We start from the raw sequence: 22292 nt of genomic DNA, 5'->3' as shown, positions 1-22292 counted from the left end.
TTTTTTTGACTCGGGTTCTAGCTTAATTCTAATCCATATCGATTAGCCTTACTCTCTCTTAATTTTTGCTGTCAATCCAATATGTCTATGAACTTGTCTTCTCTATTCTAACTAACCTCTCTCGGTTAGCGGGTGCAAAAGTAAAACTCTTTTTTAATCTGACAAATACTTTTGCAACTTTTTTTCAAAATCTTTTACCATTCCGAAACCCCATCACTTCCGTTTTGGGAGTGCAAATATAGAAACCTATACACCCTAACTCCAAAAAAAAAGCGGTCTTTTTTCTATCTTTTTTTCTATGGGCTTGTTTCCAAAGACTTACACCTGGGAGGAGGCTGGTTTTCGAGGGTAAAATCCACCCCAACGGCCGAGTTTGGGGTGGTTTTTGAAAATACAACACTCCAAAAAAATCGTGAAAAAGGCGACTTTTTTTGGTTTTGGTTATTTAAAGCAGGGGCGTAAGGCCTTCTTCTGAAGCAGTAAGCGCACAACACAGCCCCGGGCGACGCGGTACCCTGCCCCGGCGATAGCCCCAAGGGGCCGGTATAGCATAGCACGGGAACCCGCATACACCAAAACCCAAAACACAGTGCTGCCTAAAACTAATCGAAGCGAATGGTTTTGGAGGGCACGATGCGCGTAATAATATAGGAAGGAATAAGAAGTACGAGCAAACACACAAGTATTGTACCTACATTGAGTAAGGCAATATAGCCGTAATCAATAGATACAGGTGCGGTGGTCACATAATAGCTTTCGGGATCGAGACGAATGACTCCGAAATACTTTTGTATGTACAACACGAGTAAGGCAACACCATTCCCCCACAGCAGACCGCGCACGATAAGATGCAACGCATTGTACAAAAAGATTTTTCGTACCGACCAATTGGTCGCTCCCATGGCTTTGAGTATACCTATCATTTGTGTTCGCTCTAAGATAAGCACCAACAAGGCCACTACCATATTGATGGTCGAAACGGCAATCATGACGCACAAGATAATAAGGATATTAAAATCGAAAAGCTTTAGCCAGTCGAAGATGTAATAATATTTTTCGGTGATGGTTTGGGTATTTAACAGCGAGCCTGTTTCTTGGTAGACGGCTTGTCCCGTTTCGGCGATACGGTTAAAATCGGTCACAAAAACTTCAAAACTACCCACTTGATCGGGGCGCCAGCGGTTCATGCGTTGCACGTGCTTGATGTCACCGATAAGATACACCGAGTCGAAATCTTTAACGCCCGAGTTGTAAATTCCGGACACTGTAAACCGTCGTGCTTTGGGCAAGGTGTTTTGACCCTGCGCTAAGAAAAACGTATTAAACTGGCTTCCAACCTTCAGATGGAGTCGGTTGGCCAAGTATTGTGAAATCAAAACCTCGTTGGAGTAGCCTTTACCAAGTTTGGGAATCGTACCTGCGACTAAATACTCCTGAATAGCCGACCAGCGAAAATCGGTTCCAACCCCTTTGAACAAAATCCCTTCAAAGGAACTCGCTGTACGGATGACCCCTGCTTTAGTAGCCACAGCTTGCACATGATCGATACCGTTTACGGTGGTAAATTTTGGGTAAAATTTTTGGTGGAGTGCGATGGGTTCGGTACTTACTTCGGAGGCATTGCCGTTGAAGGCACTAATGACAATATGACCGTTGAAGGCGGCCACTTTCTCTCGAATTTTTTGTTGCAAACCCACACCTGTAGCGACGGAGAGTACCATCATAAAAATTCCCAAAGCGATTGCCACCACTGCAATTTTTATAATTGGGGCAGAAACACTACTTTTAACCTTTTTGGAAGCCGTGAGGCGTTTTGCTATGAAATATTCTAAATTCAATCGTATGCGTAATTGGGTGCTCAAAAGTACTGTTTTATTCTTGGTTTTACTAATCGTTTCGTGTAGCGGGTTGCAAACGAAAAGACCAACCCAAAGCACAAGCGTACCCATTGTCAAACAATCGGAAGCTATTTTACTTACTGGAGCTGAAAATACAAAATCTTACTTACACCTTTTAAAAGGAAAGAACGTTGGAATTATCACCAATCCGTCGGGACTACTTACTGCCAGTAATGCTACCAATGATACCTTACCCAATGGTAAAATTATTGCCGTTCGATATTTTTATAAACGCGATGCGCAAGGCAATCTTCAACAGTATAGTCAATCCATAGTCGATTTTCTTTTGGAATCCCACATTGCTGTTCAAAAGATATATGCCCCTGAACACGGTTTTCGTGGCACAGCCGATGCTGGGGAGTTGATCAAAGACGGGAAAGATACCCAAACGGGCTTGCCGATCATTTCACTTTATGGCAACAATAAAAAACCCAAGCCTGAGCAATTGGAAGGCCTTGACATTATGGTTTTTGACTTGCAAGATGTGGGTGCGCGTTTTTACACCTATATTTCCTCTTTACATTACATTATGGAAGCTTGTGCTGAAAATAACATTCCTCTACTAGTTTTGGACCGCCCCAATCCGAATGGTAGCATCGTTGATGGTCCTGTTTTGGAAAAGGAGCATACTAGTTTTGTAGGCATGCACCCGATTCCTGTTCTTCATGGAATGACCATTGGAGAATATGCGCAAATGATTAATGGGGAAAAATGGTTGAAAGATGGGAAACAATGCGAACTTACTGTGATTCCCTGCCTGAATTACAAACGGGATATGGAATACAGCTTACCTGTGCGACCTTCGCCGAATTTGCCCAACGATCAATCCATAAATCTATATGCAAGTTTGTGTTTCTTTGAAGGCACCAATGTAAGTGTGGGACGCGGTACGGATTTGCAATTTCAAATTTACGGTTCGCCCTTCCTTAAAAATATGCGATATGAATTTACGCCTGAACCAAATTTTGGTGCTAAAGAACCGCCGCATAAAGGACTAAAATGTTTTGGAGAAGATTTATCAAAAATTGAAAAGGTTAACCGACTTGAACTCAAATGGCTCTTAAAAGCGTATGCCAATACGGAGGATAAAGCAACTTTCTTCAATGATTTTTTTACCAAATTGGCGGGAACGCAAACGTTGCGTCAACAAATTGAAGCGGGAGATTCAGAGGAGGCTATTCGTGATTCCTGGAAAAATGGCCTTGAAGCTTTCAAAAAAATGCGTCAGCCTTATTTATTGTACTAAGCAAAACGCTGTTCCAAAATCCGTTTCAACCCCATGAAGGTAAAAAACAAACTATAAAAGATTCCCGTAAGCAATCCAAAAACGATTAGGGACATGCAAACAATTTCCATTCCCAACGAAATGTGTTCAGACTGGGGCACATCGGTATCGATATAGGCACCAAACAAGGTAAGTCCCAACCCGACTCCATAAATCCCGAGAAGAATAAATACATGCCGCATACGTAGTGTGTTTTTTACAAAACGAATACTACAAAAAAATATTATTTCATTGGAATTCTTTTTTTCATTTCCTCGACAATATTGAAAGCCGCCGGGCAAATGGAAACGTTTTGTAGGGTCAAGCTTGCGATTTGATAAAACTTCGTTCGATCGGTATGTGGATATTCCCGGCAAGCTTTGGGTCGCACTTCATAAATCGTACAATAGTTTTCGGCATCCAAAAACGTACACGGTACACTTTTCAACACATAATCGTTATCCTCATCAATGCGTAAATAGTGATCTATAAATTGCTGCGGCTTTTGGCGAAAATGCTTCGCAATCCGTTCAATATCAGCTGAAGTAAATAAAGGCCCTGTAGTTTTACAGCAATTGGCACATTGCAAACAATCCGTTTTTTTAAATTCACGTTCATGCAACTCCTGCATCTGATAATCCAAATCGCGCGGTGGATGTTTTTTGAGTTTGTCAAAATACTTTTTGTTCTCACTCTGGCGTTCTTTGGCCAATTTTGCTAATTCGTGTAATGCTGGTTTCAAGGTTGCTCGGTATCTTTGTGCAAAAATACAATCATGTTGGATTTATTCGGCCAAGCCCTCCTCGATTTTTACACCCAAAATAATCCGCAACCCTTACTTACGGAAACTTCGATATCTGAAGAAGACGAAATGGACGTGGCGTATTTGTTTCGAACCTATAAAAATATGCCGCCACTCGAACAAAAAGCGCTGCAACTCGCCAAAGGAAAGGTTTTGGATGTTGGTGCGGGTGCGGGCTGTCATGCCTTATATCTCCAACAAAAAGGGATGAATGTAACGGCATTGGATCAATCTGCTTATGCTATTGAAGCTTGTCGTATGCAAAAAATCCAAAATTGTATCCAAAGTTCAGTACTCGATTACAAGTCCGAAACCCTATACGACACAATACTATTACTGATGAACGGCACCGGAATTTTTGGTAAACTGAATCAAACCGCCACTTACCTCCAGAAATTAAAATCCCTTTTGAGTCCGGGAGGCCAAATTCTGATTGACAGTTCAGACCTGATTTACATGTTTGACGAAGACGAAGACGGCGGGCGTTGGATTCCGGATACGGGTTATTATGGCGAACTCGAATTTACCCTCCATTACAAAGGGCAAAAAGAGCAATTCCCGTGGTTGTATTTGGATTACAATACGCTACAAAACGCAGCCTTGGCCAACGGTTTCCATTGTGAATTGGTCGCCGAAGGCAAAAATTACGATTATTTAGCACGGTTGACGGTTTAATTTTTTGGGCAGCAATTCCGGCTTTCCGCTGTATCCCTCCACTTCGTTGCGGGGATGCCGCTTCAATCCGGGCTGCAAATCTATATTTCAATCAAATCCGTGGTTTGGATAATATCCCATAACGCCGCATACAAGGTATCTAAATCGGATTCTGTATTGTACGCATTGATTGAAAACCGCACATACACGCCATCATTCAACGGCATGACCGGAATTTGAATGTGGTATTTGGAATACAGCAATTCCTTTAATTCCGTGGGTTTTGACGTACACACGGGAATACTCGCCATCTGACCCAAAAATTCTTCGGTTACGGGACAAAGGGGCTGACTGTTTAACAGCTTACAAAATCGTGGATAGTGTTTCAACACAATAGCACGACAGGACTTGGCATGTGTTTCCCAATCATTTTCTTTTAAAAATTGAATCACTTGGGGTGTACATAAATAAGTCGAATGATCATTGGTGCCTTGGTATTCGTGGTAATCCAAAAATTGACTTTCGCTGGGAAACAAACTTTCGTAGCCCCAACTCACAATCAACGGATCAAGGTCGGCTTGAAACTCCTTTTTTACATACAAAAACGAACTTCCTTTGGGGGCCAACATCCATTTGTGCAGCGTTCCTGTATAATAATCGGGATCGAGTTCGCGCAAATTCAATGGAATATGACCGGGCACGTGTGCGCCATCAACGATGATAATTAAACCGAGTTCTTGGGCTTTGTCACATATTTCTTTGACGGGGAAAATGAGTGCCGTTGCACTCGAAATTTGATTGATAAAAACCACTTTTGTCTTTGACGTATACCCTTTCCAGAAATCTTCTAAGATTTGTTCTTTGGAGGTAATCGGCAAGGAAATATTTTGACGAATGTATTTCGCCCCTGATTTTTTACAATAAAAATGCCATGTACGATCCATCGCTCCGTATTCATGATTGGTGGCTAAAATTTCATCTCCCGGTTGCAATTGCAAACTGCGCATGATGGTATTGATGGCCTGCGTTGGGTTGGGTGTAAAGAAAAAATCGGCGGCTTCACAGCCCAGAAACTCCGCCAATGGACGTTTGGCTTCTTTAAGGTATATGGGTAATTTCTTTTGGATAAAATGCACGGGGTCAGCTTCCATTTCACGTTGGAAACCTATTTTGGCTTCAAAAACAGGTTGGGGTGTCGCTCCGAAAGAACCGTGATTTAAAAAGGTAATCGCTGGATCTAGTAAAAAATGTGTTTTCATAAGAACAGGTCAAAAAAAATCCCAAACAAATTGTTCGGGACTTCTTTAGGTTTTTGCATTGATTATTGCATGTATTTCATCATCATCGCTTGCAAGTCCGCTTGAATTTCCATCATCGCTTCTTGAGACTTTTGATTGACTTCACCTGCTTTTTCTTTCATTTTTTTTCCAACTGGACTGTTATAAAATGCCATCATCGCTTTGATGTCCTCTTTAGTGTAGATTTGCGCGTAAACTTCAGCTGTTTTTTCATTAATTTTTTTCATCATAGCATCAAACTCCATGGTGAAGGCTGCTTTTTTATCGTCAGGCACTTGTCCCAACAATTGATCTTTGTATCCGCTTAGCACATTTCCTGAGCCACTTGCTTCAATAACGGCTAAACATTCTTTTTTAAAAGCCTCATCAACAGCTGGTTTTGCAGGGGCTTGTGCCATTGCCAAAGAGGAAACGCAAACAAATGCGAATGTGTAAACTAATTTTTTCATGATATGTTTTATTAATTGTTATAAATGTACGTTTTTACATTTAATTTCTTAGACGCAAAAACATTTTTTTTGTTACTCATTTGTTATGAATAGTGCTTATTTTAATTATTTTTAATCTTTATGGGTATCGAATAACGGCACCGAACAGGCACGCCTCTTTGTGTGGCGGGTTGCCACTTGGGAGAAGATTTTAAAACACGTACGGCTTCTTCCCCGGTACCATAACCCGCATCCCGCAATACCTTTATTTCTGCTAGCGTTCCATCTTTTTCAATAACAAAACTGACAAACACTGTTCCGTTGAAACCTGGCACATCAGGAGCTTTAAATGCTTTTCCAATAAACGAATAAAATGCTTTTTGACCTCCCGGAAACTCGGGTTTGATTTCGGTTTGATGCGAGGCATAGACTGGTTCTGGCTCTTCTTCAACTAATACCGGTTTGGATTCTTCACCTTGAGGCATATAAGCGACAACACTTTGGCTTTTTAAGGCATCAAGATTGAGGCTGGAACTTTTATAGCTCATGAATTTTGTTTTGGCTTCCCATTGCCCCTTGGTAATACGAATTGATTTTTCCACCAAGGTCATATACTCCGATTGTACGCCCTCCATGCGCCATTTTGGAGATTGAAGAAGGGTATTGAAAAGGCGATTAGCATCGGCTTCGTTGGCATGGAAAAAAACAGTGGGAAAGCACACTGTACCTTGATTATCGATATAAAAGGTAACTTTAAAATGTATAACTTGAGTGGAATCGATAGCAATTGCACTTTGTTTGGCTAAAAAATCTTCGAAAGAAGCGTATTTATCTAATGGAAATACGGGCATCTTAGGAGGTTGTATCGGTTGAGCGACTGCAACGAGCGTCAACAAATACATCACGCAAAGCATTACTTTTTTCACTTAAGGGATGTTTAAATATTTATGGGTTTGAAGCGAAACGCGCCACTTGGGGTGTTGCATGACATACTCAACGATAAGCGGCGTCATTTGCTCGCGTTTACTCCATTCGGGTTGCAAGAAAAGAATGGCTTTGGGATTGACTAAAGCGGCTTGCTCTTCGGCGAAGATGAAATCGTGTTTGTTGTGAATGATTACTTTCAATTCATCGGCGGCTTGATAGGCCTCGGGAACAGGCAATCGGTTCTTCTTGGGCGACAAACAAAACCAATCCCAATGTCCAGTCACGGGATAACTTCCTGAAGTTTCGATGTGTACACGAAGTTGTGCTTCTTTTAAAGATGCGGTGAGTAGTGTCATGTCCCAAGTTAGGGGCTCGCCTCCTGTAACGACCACAGTATCGGCATATTTTTGAGCATTGGCAACGATATGTTCAACTGCTGTTGGGGGATGTAAATCGGCATTCCAACTTTCTTTCACGTCACACCAATGGCACCCGACATCACAACCGCCAATACGAATAAAATAGGCTGCCGTTCCGGTATGAAATCCTTCGCCTTGAATGGTGTAGAATTCTTCCATAAGGGGCAACAGCTCGCCTCTATCAACCGCTTTTTGTACTTCTTGTGTGAGCATGAAATCTATTTATCGCGAATGTAAATATCGATGGGAACACCAGAAAAATTCCAGTTTTCCCGTATTTTATTTTCTAAAAATCGTTTGTACGGATCTTTGACGTATTGGGGTAAGTTGGCAAAAAACACAAACTGCGGCACGGGTGTGGGCAACTGCATACAGTATTTGATTTTGATGTACTTGCCCTTCAAAGCGGGAGGTGGAAAACGCTCAATCAAATCCAACATGTATTCGTTAAATTTGGAGGTTGCAATACGCTGTTTACGGTTTTCATACACGGTAACAGCCGCTTCCAAGGCTTTGAGTAATCGTTGTTTGGTTAAGGCCGAAATAAACAAAATAGGCACGTCGGTAAACGGCTCCAACTGCTCACGAATTCGAAGTTCGTATTCGCGCATGGTCATGGTTTCTTTTTCGATCAAGTCCCATTTATTCACCAAAATAACGACTCCTTTACGGTTTTTTTGTGCCAACCAAAAGATATTCTGGTCTTGACTTTCAAAACCGCGGGTCGCATCGACCATGAGGATACACACATCGCTGTGTTCGATGGCGCGCACGGAGCGCATCACGGAATAAAATTCTAGGTCCTCTTTCACTTTGGCTTTACGGCGAATTCCTGCGGTATCGACTAAATTAAAGTCAAAACCAAACTTGGTAAATCGGGTATCGATGGCATCGCGGGTGGTTCCAGCGATATCGGTAACAATGTAGCGATCTTCCCCAATCAAGGCATTGATGAAAGATGATTTCCCGGCATTCGGACGTCCCACTACACAAAAACGAGGCAAAACTTCCTCTTCATCGGGGGTTTCGGGCAATTCGGGGAGTACTTCCACAAGTTTGTCGAGTAAATCGCCCGTACCACTTCCGTTCATTCCTGAAAGGGTAAAATATTCCCCTAAGCCTAGGTTATAAAATTCGAAAGCGTCTTTTTCACGGCTCGCGGAATCGACTTTATTGACCGCCAAAAGTACAGGTTTGGTCACTTTTCGCAATAATTTGGCGACTTCGGCATCCATGGGTGTGATTCCTTCTTCGACATCCACGACAAAAATAATGGCGTCGGCTTCTTCGATGGCGAGTTCGACTTGCTTGCGAATTTCGGCTTCAAAGATATCGTCAGAACCTTTGATATATCCTCCGGTATCAATGACCGAGAACTCTTTACCGTTCCATTCACTTTTTCCGTAAATCCGATCACGGGTTACCCCACTCACCGAATCGACGATAGCTTCTCTTCGTTGAATAAGTCGGTTAAAAAAAGTAGACTTCCCTACATTGGGGCGCCCTACAATGGCGACGATATTGTTCATACGTATTCTAAATTGGGATGCAAAGGTAATAAAGTTGGCTCGAGCTATCTAATTTTTTGTATCTTAGTTAAAATCAAACTCCTATTCCTCTGCCATGGAAAACGAAAATGCTATTCAATTACGGTTGCGCTTTTACAAAGATGTACCCGAAACGGTTGCTGAAGTTCGAGCGCTTTTTGAAGACTATAAATCCAAATGCCCTGCGGAGTATACGATTAAGGTCAATGACACGCATATTTGGTTTCACATTGTGGGGCCGCAGCGCGCTTATTATTCACCGCACTTGCATTTGGAATTGGAATCCCATCCTGAATCGGGAACGCATATTCGTGGATTGTTTGGTCCCGACCCCACCTTATGGACGTTATTTATGTTTTTGCATTTTATCGTAGCGGGCGTGTTTGTGATTTTTGGCGTCATGGCCTATTCCAATTGGACGTTGAAGCAGCCTATACTTTGGAACATTTTCATCATGGGGATGATGGTAGGCGTTTGGTTCATGTTGTATGTTGTTGCCCGTCAGATTCGCGAGCAAGGTATTGACCAAATGCATGACTTGGAGGCGTTGATGGAAGAGGCTTTACAACACAAATCGAGGTAGAAGCTCACTGTATAGCCCTGATGGGAGCCAACTACCCTACCGAAGCCGTTAGGCCGGGAGGTAGTGCGGACAGTAGGACGCGGCATTCGCAAGAAATCGAGACATGCTGCTCCTTATTTTTGATTGTATCCGAAGCGACGTAATTGTCGGGCATTGCTGCGCCAATCCTTATTGATTTTGACAAAGATTTCGAGGTAGACTTGTTTGCCGAAGAATTTCTCCATGTCTTCCCGCGCCATGGTGCCTACTTTTTTGAGCGCACCGCCTTTGTGGCCGATGATTATTCCTTTTTGTGTTTCGCGCTCTACCATAATGAGGGCTTTGATGCGAATAATGTGTTCCTCTTCCTTAAATTCCTCGGTTTCTACTTCGACGGCATAGGGAATTTCTTTGTCGTAGTTGAGTAAGATTTTCTCGCGGATGATTTCGTTGACGAAAAAACGCTCGGGTTTGTCGGTGAGAGCATCTTTGGGGTAATAGGGCGGCGAATCGGGCAATAGGGCAAGGATACGGTCAAACACTTCTTTGACGTTAAAATTTTTCAAGGCTGAAATGGGAAAAATCTCGGCATTGGGCACTTTTTCTTGCCACAATGCGACCTGTGCTTCCAACTGTTCTTGGTTGGACGTATCGATTTTGTTGAGCAAGAGGAGGACGGGGATTTTGGCGTGAATTATTTTGTTAAAAAAGGCTTCGTCTTTTAATTCTTTCTCGCCAATTTCAACCATGTACAAAAGCACATCGGCGTCTTCAAAAGCGGTTTTCACAAAATCCATCATGGCATTTTGCAGTTCGTATGCCGGCTTGATAATCCCTGGCGTATCGGATAGTACCACCTGAAAATCGTCGCCATTGACAATGCCAAGAATACGATGACGGGTGGTTTGTGCTTTGGAGGTAATGATCGAAAGACGTTCTCCGATGAAAGCATTCATTAAGGTTGACTTCCCAACGTTGGGATTCCCGATGATATTGACGAAACCGGCTTTGTGTGACATGATAATGGGATTACATAAAAAAACCCAGCGGATGCTGGGTTCTTAGTAGCGGGAACAGGACTCGAACCTGTGACCTTCGGGTTATGAGCCCGACGAGCTACCTACTGCTCTATCCCGCGCTGTTTCGGGTGCAAATATAAGACTATTATTTGAATTACAAATTATGAATTAAAAAAAATAAAAAACTTGAGCCCATAAAAAAACCCTGTGATTCACAGGGCTTTAGACTCGGATATAGGAAAAAAATTATTCTTCGTTGGCAATTGCCGTGTTAGGATCGGTTTTTACCGACAGGTTTACGGCCAAACCTTGTTCGTTAATCATGGTCATGTTCATCATGTCTTTGGCATACATTTTCTTGGTCACAAAACCGTTGAATTTGTTGTAAGAGATGTTCATAGCCGTTAAGTTATTTAATTTTTCGATTTCAACAGGAATGCGTCCGTTGAGTTTGTTGTCGAATAAACTTAGTGTTTCAAGCGCTGTTAAGTTGGCAATTTCGGGCTGCAAGCTTCCAGTCAACTCATTGCTGTTTAGTTCAAGTGTGCGCAATCCTTTTAGGGCATAAATCGCGGCAGGAATATCTCCAGTCAAACGATTGTTGTACAAAGATAGCGTTTGCAATTGTGTAAGCGCTCCGATAGAAGAAGGGATTGATCCCGAAAAATCATTCATGAACATCACCAACTCAGTGAGCGACACAGCGTTTCCAATTTCGGCAGGAATGGTCCCTGAAAATTTGTTGAAGGAAACGTTAAGAGTTTGAAGCTTTTTTAATTGACCCAATGAAGTTGGCAAAGCACCTTCTAAATTGTTTTTGAACAACACCAACGATTGTAAGTGCTTTAAGTCCCCAATTTTTGCAGTCAACGTCCCCGAAAGATTGTTATCGGATAAGTCAATGGCCGTCACTTGGTCATTTTCAACCTTTACACCGTACCAAGTAGCTACGGGTTTTGTGAGATCCCAGGTATGGATCCATTGCGCACCTTGTGCAGTTTTGTAGAAGTCGAGAAGTGCTTTGCGCTCAGCAGTAGAAACTTCGGCTAGAGCGGTGGTAGCAAGAAATAGGGCAAAAAGGGTTACGAATAGTCTCATGATTGTTTAGATTTGGTGATGTAAATATAGGGGAGGTTGTCGTTTATATGCAAATAAAATCGATGAAATGCATTTAATTGTAAAATAGTCGATATTTAAATACTATTTTTCTTACAATTATATGCGACAATAAACAAAAGAATAAATGTTTTATCTTTGGTACACCAACCTTTAAATCAACATTTTATGGAATTACAAATGAATTGGATTGCCGTGTTATGTGCCGCGGTTTCCTCCTTAGTTATTGGCTTTATTTGGTATCATCCTAAAGTTATGGGAACGGTATGGATGCGGGAATCGGGCATGACAGAAGAAAAAATCAAGGGAGCAAATATGGGACTTCTCTTTGGGATGACCTTTCTTTTTGCCTTGATGATTTCGCTTATCATCAACATGTTGACCATTCATCAATGGGGTGCTTTGGGAATGATTGGTGGCGATGTTAAACAAGCCCTTCCCTCCTATGCTGCCTTTATGAATGATTACGGCATGAAGTTTCGCACCTTTAAGCACGGTGCTTTACACGGATTCATGTCGGGTGTTTTACTAGCCCTTCCGCTTGTGGGAACCAATGCCTTGTATGAGCGTCGTTCGGCAAAGTACATTTTAATCCATGGTGGGTATTGGATTGTTTGTTTTACAATTATGGGAGGCATTTTATGCAGTATGCCATAATCAATCCTCTTAACATTTTATTTATAGGGAATCGCTCTACCTTTGTGTGGCGATTTTTTTAGCATGTCTGATTTACACTTCACGCTTTACACTACCATTGATTCTTTACCCGCAACCTGGGATACGGTGGCGCATGATAATGCTTTTTTACAAACGCCTTATCTGAGGGTCTTGGAGGAATCGGCGCCCACCAACATGCGCTGTTTCTTTATTGGCATTTATGAAAAAGAGCACTTGATTGGCGTTGCCTTGGCGCAGTATTTAGATATCAGCAAATTGTATTCTTTTGGCGAACGACAGCATTGTATGAAAACGAAAGTGCGCAACTTTGTTTTTCGTCGTTTAGCCCGGCATGTCCTTTTTGTGGGGAATACAATGATTACAGGTCAAAATGGGTACACTTTTATAAAACCCCTTGCCCCGGAGGATTTGAGTCGATTACTTCGTTCGATGGCAGATGCACTCATGGGGCATTTTAAGCAGGAGGGCATCCGCATTCATTTGGTTTCCTTTAAAGATTTTTACACCGAAGATTCTCAAGCTTTAGGCACCCGTGCTTTTCGATCGCTTTTTCATTTCTCGGTGCAACCCAATATGATTTTTCGTTTACTCCCTTCCTGGCAAAATATGCACGATTACGTTGCTGATTTTCAAAAAAAATACCGGGATCAATACAAACGCGCCCAAAAAAAAGGTGAAGGTATTGTATGCAGTGAAATGGATTTATCCATGATACAAACGTATGAAGAGGAAATGTATGCCTTATACCATCATGTCGCGCTCAATGCTCCTTTTAACACCTTCTTTCTAGCGAAGAATCATTTTTATGTATTCAAAAAACAATGTGGCGATCGATTTAAAGTATTTGGATATTTTTTGGAGGACAAATTGATTGGGTTTCACACCTTACTTTTGAACGGCCAAACCTTAGAGACTTACTTTTTGGGTTACGATGCGGCACATCAGAAAGAGCGGATGTTGTATTTAAACATGTTATATCGAATGACCGCTTTTGGCATAGAAAACCAGTTTCAGCGCATCATTTTTGGGCGAACGGCTTTGGAAATTAAAAGTTCTATCGGAGCAGAACCCGTTCCAATGTTTGGCTTTATGCAACACAACCAACCGTGGGTTCAGAAACTATTGCCGCGTTTATTTAAAAATCTAGAACCACCGATACGATGGGAGCAGCGCCACCCGTTTAAAAAGTTGAATTAGAATACTTCCGCAATTGCAATACGGCATACAACCCGAGTATAAACTCCCCAACAATCCCAAACACAAAAATTGGCGCGGGCATTCCTGTCAAGAACCAAGCGACGATGCGGCCAAAGACCAATCCCCACATAAATAAAAGCGTGGACCAAGTGGCCGCTCCCCAATACTTTGGTTTGATTATCCCTACCACCCAAAACAAGGCGAAGGCGATATAGAGTCCCATTATCGCTTTCAACACACTATGTAAAGTTGGTGAGGTATCGGTTATCCCAAAAGCCCAATCGGGTGCAAATCCGTAGCAGAGCCCGGCAGGAATTACAATGCTGCTGGCAATTATTAAGTGCAAATTTTTCACGCTTCCAGTTCGAGTTGAATTCGTTCCCATTCCTCCAAAAGTTGCTCTAACTCTTGCTTTTTCTTTTCATAAGCGGCAAAAAAGGCAGCATTCTCAATGTGTTTGTTGTAATTGGAAGCTAGTTCTTTGTCGTCATTTTGTATGGCTTTTTCCAAGTCTTGAATTTGACTTTCAATTTTGGACAATTTGTTTTGCAATGATTTTTGAGCTTTTTGGGCTTCAAAACTCAGTGTTTTTTTCTCCGCTTTAGGTTCGTCTTGCACATCGTTGGGAATTCCTTTTTGTTCAAAATCCCGCATCGATTGCGCATTGCGTTGTTCCAAGAAAAAGTTGATATCGCCGAGGTATTCTCTTATTTTAGTGTCTTTAAACTCATAAACGGTCGTGGCCAAGCCTTGCAAAAAGTCACGATCATGCGATACAATCAGAAGCGTACCCTCGTACTGTTCAAGAGCTGCTTTGAGAACGTTTTTGGACTTAATATCCAAGTGATTCGTGGGTTCGTCCATCAGCAATACATTGATGGGTTGCAACAAAAGTCGGCATAAGGCCAAGCGATTCCGTTCGCCTCCTGATAGCACTTTGACTTTTTTCTCCACATCATCACCGCGAAACAAAAAGGCGCCCAACATGTCGCGAACTTTAGCGCGATTGGCATCGGTAGCGGCCTCGAGCATGGTATCCAAGAGCGTTTTTTCACCGTCTAAATGATCGGCTTGATTTTGAGCAAAATAACCAAGCTCAACATTATGGCCTAGCTTTATGCTCCCTTCGTAGGGAAATGCATTGACAATCGCTTTGATGAATGTAGATTTTCCTTGGCCGTTTTGTCCCACGAAAGCGATTTTACTCCCGCGCTCCACCAAAAGAGAAATTCCTTGCAATACTTTTTTCGCCTCAAAAGCTTTTGACACATTTTCTGCTTCAATAACGACACGGCCAGGCGTTTTGGAAACAGGAAAGGATATCGCCATAACGGCATTGTCGTCTTCATCAACTTCAATGCGTTCGACTTTTTCCAACTTTTTAATCATCGATTGGGCCATGGCTGCTTTGGTTGCTTTGTAGCGAAAGCGTTCAATCAGTTTTTCGGTTTCCTCTATCTTTTTTTGCTGATTGCGTTGGGAGGCTAATTGTTTTTCACGGATATCTTCGCGAAGAACAAGGTATTGTGAATAGGGTTTGTTGTAATCGTATATTTTACCTAGTGAAATTTCTATGGTTCGGTTGGTCACGTTATCCAAAAACATTTTATCATGGGATACTATCACGACCACGCCTGGAAATGTTTTCAAAAAGCTTTCCAACCAAATAATACTTTCAATATCCAAGTGATTGGTGGGCTCATCGAGGAGTAAAACATCGTTGGACTGCAATAAAAGTTTGGCAAGTTCAATTCGCATACGCCACCCTCCCGAGAAGGTTTCGGTGGGATTGTTAAATTCCTCCCGTTTGAATCCTAAGCCCAATAAAATGCGCTCAGTGTTTCCCACATAATTGTAGCCGTCCAACAATTCAAAACGATGCGTGAACTCGGACAAATCTTCAATCAACTGACTGTAGGCTTCGCTTTCATAATCGGTTCGCGTGACCAATTGATGGTTTATATCCTCAATTTTTCGCTCGATATATTTAATTTCTTCAAAAGCTTCATAGGCTTCTTCGAGTACGGTTCGGCCTTGTTCAAAATCGATATCTTGACGTAAAAACCCTAATTTAATATCGCGCTCGGTGGCAATCGTCCCACTATCGGGTTTGATATCGCCTGCCAAAATTTTGAGCATGGTTGATTTACCGGCGCCATTTTTCCCTACGAGTCCGACGCGATCGCCCGAACCCAATCGAAAGGTTACTTCTTCAAACAAATAGGTACCTCCGAAAGAAACCGATAAATTATGGATATTCAACATAAAATTGTGACTTAAGTTACATGAGATAAAAAGGGTTATTTTACCTTTGTATCAAATTATTTGCAAATGTTAAAAAAAGGCTGGAAAATCAATAGTATTTTAACAGGAAGTTGTCCTCGATGTCAGGAAGAAAACATGTATGTGGAAAAAAATCCATATAAATTGAGTAAAGTCTACACCATGCATGAAACCTGTAGTCATTGCCATTTGCGCTATGAAATTGAACCTTCGTTTTTTTATGGAGCCATGTATGTGGCTTATGGTGTTTCGATTGCGTTTGGCGTGGCTATTTTTGTAATCACCAAATTAATTCTTGGGCTCTCAGCCAAGACGTCATTTATCGCTTTGGGGATTGGGATTTTAGTGTTAATGCCTATCACCGCTCGCATTGCACGAAACATTTATATCAATATGTTTGTCAATTACGATAAGGATTGGCGTAAAAATGCTTAAATCGTCGGATATCGATATGAGGATCTAGAGGGATTCCCCTTTCTAAAGATTCAAACAAAGCCTTGGCCATAGCGGGCGCTAGCAGTACGCCACGAGTTCCCATGCCATTCAAAATATGTACATTGGAATGCAATGGATGTGTACCGACTAGAGGTCGTCTGTCTTTGACGGTGGGCCGCACACCTGCGTAATGGGCAACCACTTCAAAATCAATTTTTATAAAAGACTTTAATCCTTGAATTAATTCTTCACGCGCTGCAGGGGTAGGCCTATCGGTTTTGTCTTGCCAATCATAGGTGGCGCCTACTTTATAAAGATCGTTCCCTAAAGGAAAAATAAAGACTCCGGATTTATAAATGGCCTCCAACTTTAATTCGGGGGCACGAATGACCAACAACTCCCCTTTGGTGCCGTCAAGGGGAAGCGTATGGAAAAAAGGATTTTGAGACAACCCAAAACCTTCGGCAAAAACGATGTGTTTGGCTCTAATTTCGTGATAAGTAACACCTGTTTCCTCTAGAGCGATATCTCCATAGTTAAAGGTTTCTCGAATAAGCACTTCTTCTTTTTCAAGGCGTTGATGAAAATGTTGCAATACCATTTTTGTATCGACATAGCCGCAATTTGAAACGCTTCCTAAATGAAAGGGAGCCTCTATGAAAGGGTGCGCATTGTGCACCAATGGAGTCGATAGAAACGAACTTAAAGCGGGTTTGTCGGCCGCGGCAAACCAATTATTTTGTTCTTCAACGGAATGAAGCACACGGTACAGCGGTAAGGGGTAATCTAACGTACATTGAAGATCTGCGGATAATTCTTGATAAAAATCATGGGCATTTTGAAGCTGTTCTTGGGCATTCCATATCGAGGTGAATCGTTTAAGTACAACAGGATTGTAAAGCCCTCCGGCGATCAGCGAAGCATTTTGAGAAGCATCCTCGAACAACAGGAACGTGCGGTTATTTTTGCGACAATACTGTGCAAAGGCTAAACCGGCTAAACCGCCACCAACAATGATATAATCGTGTGTTATCATAAAAAAAACTCCCACCAAAGGTAGGAGTTTCTATGTTTAGAATTGAAATTGAAATTTAGTAATTCCACATGTCTTGTTCAAAATTACGTATTTTCTCTTTAACGCGCTCTGACTCGAGGAGCTGGGACTGTGCGTTATCTTTCATGTAATCTTGAATCGTACGGTCACCGTATACGTTTTCTTCTTTATAAATCACACCATTAAAACGACGTGAATTCAATAATTGATCAAACGTAATAGGCATGGCGGAATTTCGGTCATTGAAGGCTTTGGCTTCGTGCAGAATGTTTCGAACTGAAGGAAAATAAACCCAGAATAATTCAATAGGGTCGTTATTACCTTTCGCTTTATCACGAGCCTCAACAGCTAGTGGACAAATAGCCATTAAGCGGTATTTCAATTCACTTTGACGTTTGTCGAAGTACCAAAAACCTTTTACTTTGTAGCCCGAAATATCAGAAGCATCTAACTCAGTTTCATTAATATATTGCTTATCTAAAACCTTTCGACCTGATTTATAATCATCTAGATAATTATTCATCTCATCAATACCTGCTTCAGTTGTATCAATATATTTGAAAACTGACTCCATATCTTTCAAAGATTTCTTGATATTAAAATAATCATCAGCATACACTTCTGTTATCTTTCCATCCTTGATACCTTTTAACAAGACTGCGAATAAGGAACGTCGTTCTTTCCCAACATACGCGGTATCTACCGGGTAATAAAGGGGGAAATTCACTCGTTCGTCCAAGTCAATGTTTTCCCAGATCATTTTACCCATCAATACATCACGATCATGCACATAACCATACGGTAGTGGTTTGTCATTATCGGATTCCAACTGAGCAGCCGTCTTTTTACCGATTTCATCCGGAGTTTTAGCATTCAATAAATTCGATTGCGCAGAAACAGATGTTTCTATCACTCCGATGGCAATTAATAAAAGGGTTTTCAATTTCATTTTAATTCAGTTATTTAAGGTACAACGGCTTTCGTTAAGCATTATTGTATTTCATAGATGGCAGGAGCTGCATCTTTAATTTTTACTTCAGAACCTCCTCCATCAATTTTACATTTTATGTCAGAAATGGTGACTTGATCTCCTTTTGATACACGTGCTAAAGCAGCAATACACTGAGGACTCAAACGATCTCCATTTACTACGATAGAGGCTTGTCCAGGTACTTTAAATGCAAATTGAGTAACTTTGAATTTTAAATCATACAAGAAATCGGGTAATACAGCAGTAATTTGTGAAGCTTGTAATCGCGATTTTGCACCTTTTTGAATACCTTCTTTTCCACCAATTGCTCCGAGTGGTGCAGGAATATTTTTGATACGGAAAACTTTTCTATCAGAAACCGTTTTACCATCACCCATTTTTCCTGTAACATTAATGGTTACTTCGGTTCCTGTACCAGGATTCAAATCATACTTTCCTTTTCCAATTGAACGAAGACCAGGGGCTGAAGCTGTTACATTGTTGTCAGAAATACCTGCAAAAGAAATTGTCATTGGGTTAGATAACCCACGGTACACCACATTCATTTTATCTGCTGAAATGTTGGCAGAATTAGGACGTGGTACAACAACATAAGAACCTTCGAAATCAAGTGGCACAGGCTTTCCATCTTCTAAGAAAGTAAATTTACCTCCTAATTTATGTTCACCTACTCCACCTGCAGTCATCGAAATAACGGCTTGACCATTTTCAATTTTACCAGGACCTGAGAAACTTGTAGGAACAGTGTTTTTGTCATAACGACCTAAAACAACTTTACCTTTGATTGTTTCTCCTTCGAAGTATGCATTTTTATCAAGAACTACAATAGCTTGGAAGTTCTTCATAGAAGCTGCTTCTTTATACGCGTTTCCTAAGAAAATGTTGTATGATTCGTTTTCAATGGTTTTCAAGTCATTTTGCAAAGCTGTTAACTTAGCTACAGATGCAATAGCTGGAAATCCTTTGTAGTGGTAATCTAAATACAATTTGTTAACACCTTCTTTATCTTTGATTTTTTCAGTGCTAAACATTTTATCGATTTTATTTAAAAGAGGTTGGTATTTGGCATCTTTTCCAAACAACTCTTTCATTTTGTTACGATAAGCATCAATACGTTCAATAATTTCTTGACCTCTTTTGGAATATCCATCACCTTTGAACCATTTCTCATCGATATTCGACTTATCCATGGATTCGTAAGGTAAAACACCGTTTTCAGGTTTGAAATCCTTTAAGATATCTTCATTTTTAACTTGCTCAATGAAATCATAAAACTCATTGGTAGCCGTATTTACTTGCTTTGATAAAGCCAATGATGCAGCAAATCCTGGATTCTCAGCAGCTTTTTGTCCTAATAATTGGGCAAGCTTCGAATTTTGTTCCGTTTGAGTTGCATTAATTCCATTAAACTTTTCATTCATCAAACCGAACGCCGAAAGTACTTCTTTCGACATGTTCAATGCCAACATCGCGATGAAAACCAAGTACATCAGGTTAATCATCTTCTGTCTAGGGGTTAATTTTCCTCCTGCCATTTCTTCTAATTAGTTTTAATTCGTTAAAATAAATAATGAGCGTTTAAAACTAATTATCGGTTGCTCATTGCAGATAACATACCTCCATATACAGAGTTTAACGACTGTAAGTTGGAAGCCAACGACTGCATTTGATCTTTTAATTTTAAGTTGTTCTCAGCTACTTCGTTGTTGATTTGCGCGTTGCGCTCAGCAGCTTGTAACTGAACTTGATATAAACTGTTTAGAGTTTCCAATTGCGTAGCCGCTTTGGTCATCTCTTCTGCATATTTTTTAGTAGAAGCTACCGAGTCAACGGTTGGAGAAATGGCTTTTGCAGCACCTTCAAAGTTTTTGATACTGTTTCCTAAGCTAGCCATCAATTCACCATCAATTTTAGCTTCTTTCAATAAGTTGTCTAATTTTTGTGACAACAAACCTTGAGCTTCTGTTGGGTTTTCTTTTTTCTCACGTGGTTTAGCTTGACCTCCTGCTAACTCAGGATACACCAAAGACCAATCCAATTCTTTTTCAGGAGCATCAAAAGCAGAAAGACCGAAAATCAAAGCTTCTGTACTCAAACCGATGATCAACATCAAACTTGCTCCTGGCCAGTGCATCAATTTGAACAACGCTCCAATAATTACAACAGCCGCACCCATACCGTAGGTGAAATTCATAACTCTAGGTGGTAATAGTCCCATAATAATAATAATTTAGTTAGTTAAGTTTAATATAATTAAGTTAGTTAATATACAATTTGAATTAGCGACGTCTTCCCGCTTTTCCAGCATTACCAGTTACTTGCGTACCCATATAATCTTGTACGGTACGGAAACCAATGTAACTACGTGCTGTATCTTGGTATTCGAAATCACGAGTCCCTACTTGAAGGAAGTAGGCTACGTCTTTCCATGAACCGCCACGAACAACCTTACGCTTGTTGGACGTATCGGGAACATTAGGGTTCATTGTTGATACGTATTCGTAAGCAGCAGCATCATACGATGAATCGGTCCATTCGGCTACGTTACCTGACATGTTATACAAGTTGTATCCGTTGGGCTCAAATGATTTGGCTTCAACAGTGTACAAGGCTTGGTCGGCAGCATAGTCCCCACGATTTGGCTTGAAGTTAGCCATAAAACAACCGCGATCATTCTTAGCATAAGGTCCACCCCAAGGATAGGTTGCTGATTCTAGACCACCGCGTGCCGCATATTCCCACTCTGCCTCGGTTGGCAAACGGAAAGAGTTTACTAGATCTCTTCCTTTTTTCTTGGATTTGATATATACATTTTTATTTAACGTTCTCCAAGCACAAAATGCTTTCGCTTGCTTCCAATTCACACCTACTACAGGATAGTCCCCATACGCTTGGTGCCAGAAGTAATCATTATGCATTGGTTCATTATACGAGTAAGCAAAGTCCTTAATCCATACAGTGGTATCGGGATATACTCTTGTTTTCTCATTGCGGATGAACTTGCTGCGTTTCCCTACTTTAGCTTTGGCAGCTGCTTGAATATCCATCCATGAATAACGGAATTCTAATTTGTTTACATCAATGGTACGTAAACCATTGTACGATTCAGTAGCTGGCAAATACATAGAGTCCATAACCTCTACATAATATTCATCTGGATATTTTTTTGTATCGGTAATCAATTTTACTTTACGATTCAAACGACGACCAGCATACGGATCATCAGCTGTACCAACACTGTAATAATTCTCGTACATGTATTTGTCGTAAGGCGTCATTTTCGCTGGATCTTGATCTGCAAAAGCGAAATCACCGATACTTCCACCGCCTTTTCCACCTTTCCCAGCTCCAGGTTTTACACCCACCTCATCAGCTAAGATAGCCAAACGCACGCGAATGATAGAGTCCTTAACCCATTCTACAAACTGACGGTATTCACTGTTTGTGATTTCTGTTTCGTCCATGTAAAAGGAACGAACGGTCACTGTTTTCGTAGGTGCATCTTGTACATTAGCTAAATCATCATCTGATTTACCCATGATGAAAGCTCCACCGGGAACCAATGTCATTCCGTAGGGTTTTTCAGGATGCCATTTTTTACCCTTAACTCCTACTAATTCGCCCTTGTCACTGGACTTTCCACAGCTGGCTAATAGGGTTAAAACAGATGCAAACGCAATGAACTTCTTCATATAACTTGGGTTAATTTATGTTATTTTT

23 protein-coding genes and 1 tRNA gene are annotated in these 22292 nt (G+C 41.2%); 6 read left to right on the top strand and 18 right to left on the bottom strand.

Annotated elements, in window-relative coordinates; genetic code table 11:
• Nucleotides 1–602: 602 nt before the first annotated feature.
• Entirely contained in the window at nt 603–1838 is a 1236-nt protein-coding gene (locus BUC17_RS07950; RefSeq protein ID WP_073363177.1) for an ABC transporter permease, read from the bottom strand.
• A 4-nt stretch (nt 1839–1842) separates the two neighbouring features.
• Between BUC17_RS07950 and BUC17_RS07945 the strand changes: the two genes are divergently transcribed.
• Nucleotides 1843–3144 carry an exo-beta-N-acetylmuramidase NamZ family protein gene (locus BUC17_RS07945; RefSeq protein ID WP_073363194.1) on the top strand — a complete coding sequence of 434 codons (1302 nt, stop codon included), beginning with the start codon at nt 1843–1845 and terminating at the stop codon, nt 3142–3144.
• On the opposite strand, the gene BUC17_RS07940 is transcribed toward BUC17_RS07945, so the two are convergent.
• Both BUC17_RS07940 and BUC17_RS07935 read right to left on the bottom strand, forming a co-directional pair.
• Complete coding sequence (locus BUC17_RS07940; protein ID WP_073363175.1) at nt 3141–3365, bottom strand: hypothetical protein; 225 nt, start codon at nt 3363–3365, stop codon at nt 3141–3143. The genes BUC17_RS07945 and BUC17_RS07940 overlap by 4 nt on opposite strands.
• Before the next feature lie 41 nt (nt 3366–3406).
• Nucleotides 3407–3904: a YkgJ family cysteine cluster protein gene (locus tag BUC17_RS07935; protein ID WP_073363173.1), complete on the bottom strand. Its 498-nt coding sequence runs from the start codon at nt 3902–3904 to the stop codon at nt 3407–3409.
• A 33-nt stretch (nt 3905–3937) separates the two neighbouring features.
• Here BUC17_RS07935 and BUC17_RS07930 point away from each other — a divergent pair, with 33 nt between their 5' ends.
• On the top strand, nt 3938–4639 hold the full coding sequence (locus tag BUC17_RS07930) for a class I SAM-dependent methyltransferase (protein WP_073363171.1): 702 nt from the start codon (nt 3938–3940) through the stop codon (nt 4637–4639).
• 80 nt (nt 4640–4719) lie between these two features.
• On the opposite strand, the gene BUC17_RS07925 is transcribed toward BUC17_RS07930, so the two are convergent.
• The 5 genes from BUC17_RS07925 to der form a co-directional block, all read right to left on the bottom strand.
• The gene (locus BUC17_RS07925; RefSeq protein WP_073363170.1) at nt 4720–5877 is read right to left on the bottom strand and encodes an aminotransferase class V-fold PLP-dependent enzyme; all 1158 of its coding nucleotides are present in this window, start codon (nt 5875–5877) and stop codon (nt 4720–4722) included.
• A gap of 62 nt (nt 5878–5939) precedes the next feature.
• Nucleotides 5940–6365 (bottom strand): DUF2059 domain-containing protein, encoded by a 426-nt coding sequence (locus BUC17_RS07920; protein ID WP_083544810.1) that lies wholly within the window; start codon nt 6363–6365, stop codon nt 5940–5942.
• A gap of 101 nt (nt 6366–6466) precedes the next feature.
• Nucleotides 6467–7270 carry an energy transducer TonB gene (locus BUC17_RS07915; protein WP_083544807.1) on the bottom strand — a complete coding sequence of 268 codons (804 nt, stop codon included), beginning with the start codon at nt 7268–7270 and terminating at the stop codon, nt 6467–6469.
• The gene (locus BUC17_RS07910) at nt 7271–7903 is read right to left on the bottom strand and encodes a 7-carboxy-7-deazaguanine synthase QueE (protein ID WP_073363165.1); all 633 of its coding nucleotides are present in this window, start codon (nt 7901–7903) and stop codon (nt 7271–7273) included.
• A 5-nt stretch (nt 7904–7908) separates the two neighbouring features.
• Nucleotides 7909–9219, bottom strand: coding sequence for a ribosome biogenesis GTPase Der (der, locus tag BUC17_RS07905; protein ID WP_073363164.1), 1311 nt, complete (start codon nt 9217–9219; stop codon nt 7909–7911).
• Between the two features lie 94 nt (nt 9220–9313).
• Here der and BUC17_RS07900 point away from each other — a divergent pair, with 94 nt between their 5' ends.
• A complete protein-coding gene (locus BUC17_RS07900) occupies nt 9314–9820 on the top strand; it encodes a hypothetical protein (RefSeq protein WP_073363162.1) in 507 nt (168 codons plus the stop codon).
• 113 nt (nt 9821–9933) lie between these two features.
• Here BUC17_RS07900 and era read toward each other — a convergent pair whose 3' ends face one another.
• The 3 genes from era to BUC17_RS07885 form a co-directional block, all read right to left on the bottom strand.
• Nucleotides 9934–10818 carry a GTPase Era gene (era, locus tag BUC17_RS07895; RefSeq protein WP_073363160.1) on the bottom strand — a complete coding sequence of 295 codons (885 nt, stop codon included), beginning with the start codon at nt 10816–10818 and terminating at the stop codon, nt 9934–9936.
• Nucleotides 10819–10864: 46 nt separating this feature from the next.
• Nucleotides 10865–10937 (bottom strand) — tRNA-Met (locus BUC17_RS07890).
• A gap of 127 nt (nt 10938–11064) precedes the next feature.
• Entirely contained in the window at nt 11065–11916 is an 852-nt protein-coding gene (locus tag BUC17_RS07885) for a leucine-rich repeat domain-containing protein (protein ID WP_073363158.1), read from the bottom strand.
• A gap of 186 nt (nt 11917–12102) precedes the next feature.
• On the opposite strand from BUC17_RS07885, the gene BUC17_RS07880 reads away from it, so the two are divergent.
• Both BUC17_RS07880 and BUC17_RS07875 read left to right on the top strand, forming a co-directional pair.
• Nucleotides 12103–12591, top strand: coding sequence for a DUF1761 domain-containing protein (locus tag BUC17_RS07880; RefSeq protein ID WP_073363156.1), 489 nt, complete (start codon nt 12103–12105; stop codon nt 12589–12591).
• 63 nt (nt 12592–12654) lie between these two features.
• Nucleotides 12655–13809, top strand: a complete 1155-nt coding sequence (locus BUC17_RS07875; protein WP_073363155.1) for a GNAT family N-acetyltransferase — start codon at nt 12655–12657, stop codon at nt 13807–13809.
• Here the strand turns inward: BUC17_RS07875 and BUC17_RS07870 are convergent.
• Both BUC17_RS07870 and BUC17_RS07865 read right to left on the bottom strand, forming a co-directional pair.
• Nucleotides 13793–14155, bottom strand: a complete 363-nt coding sequence (locus BUC17_RS07870; RefSeq protein ID WP_159433937.1) for a DUF4345 domain-containing protein — start codon at nt 14153–14155, stop codon at nt 13793–13795. The genes BUC17_RS07875 and BUC17_RS07870 overlap by 17 nt on opposite strands.
• Before the next feature lie 5 nt (nt 14156–14160).
• On the bottom strand, nt 14161–16074 hold the full coding sequence (locus BUC17_RS07865; protein ID WP_073363152.1) for an ABC-F family ATP-binding cassette domain-containing protein: 1914 nt from the start codon (nt 16072–16074) through the stop codon (nt 14161–14163).
• A gap of 66 nt (nt 16075–16140) precedes the next feature.
• Here BUC17_RS07865 and BUC17_RS07860 point away from each other — a divergent pair, with 66 nt between their 5' ends.
• Nucleotides 16141–16527, top strand: a complete 387-nt coding sequence (locus BUC17_RS07860) for a DUF983 domain-containing protein (RefSeq protein ID WP_073363151.1) — start codon at nt 16141–16143, stop codon at nt 16525–16527.
• Here the strand turns inward: BUC17_RS07860 and BUC17_RS07855 are convergent.
• From BUC17_RS07855 to porK, 5 genes are all read right to left on the bottom strand, one after another.
• Nucleotides 16493–17563, bottom strand: coding sequence for an NAD(P)/FAD-dependent oxidoreductase (locus BUC17_RS07855; RefSeq protein WP_073363149.1), 1071 nt, complete (start codon nt 17561–17563; stop codon nt 16493–16495). The genes BUC17_RS07860 and BUC17_RS07855 overlap by 35 nt on opposite strands.
• Before the next feature lie 55 nt (nt 17564–17618).
• Nucleotides 17619–18530 (bottom strand): type IX secretion system ring subunit PorN/GldN, encoded by a 912-nt coding sequence (porN, locus tag BUC17_RS07850; protein ID WP_073363147.1) that lies wholly within the window; start codon nt 18528–18530, stop codon nt 17619–17621.
• Between the two features lie 41 nt (nt 18531–18571).
• Nucleotides 18572–20107, bottom strand: coding sequence for a type IX secretion system motor protein PorM/GldM (porM, locus tag BUC17_RS07845; protein WP_073363145.1), 1536 nt, complete (start codon nt 20105–20107; stop codon nt 18572–18574).
• A gap of 53 nt (nt 20108–20160) precedes the next feature.
• A complete protein-coding gene (gene porL / locus BUC17_RS07840) occupies nt 20161–20790 on the bottom strand; it encodes a type IX secretion system motor protein PorL/GldL (RefSeq protein WP_073363144.1) in 630 nt (209 codons plus the stop codon).
• Nucleotides 20791–20851: 61 nt separating this feature from the next.
• Complete coding sequence (gene porK / locus BUC17_RS07835; RefSeq protein ID WP_073363142.1) at nt 20852–22264, bottom strand: T9SS ring complex lipoprotein PorK/GldK; 1413 nt, start codon at nt 22262–22264, stop codon at nt 20852–20854.
• Nucleotides 22265–22292: the final 28 nt, after the last annotated feature.

Origin of the sequence: Flavobacterium fontis, assembly GCF_900129405.1 — a bacterium.
GTDB classification, from domain to species: Bacteria; Bacteroidota; Bacteroidia; order Flavobacteriales; family Flavobacteriaceae; genus Flavobacterium; species Flavobacterium fontis.
The sequence above is the reverse complement of the archived record's forward strand: the minus strand, read 5'-3'. Positions and strand labels throughout refer to the sequence as shown.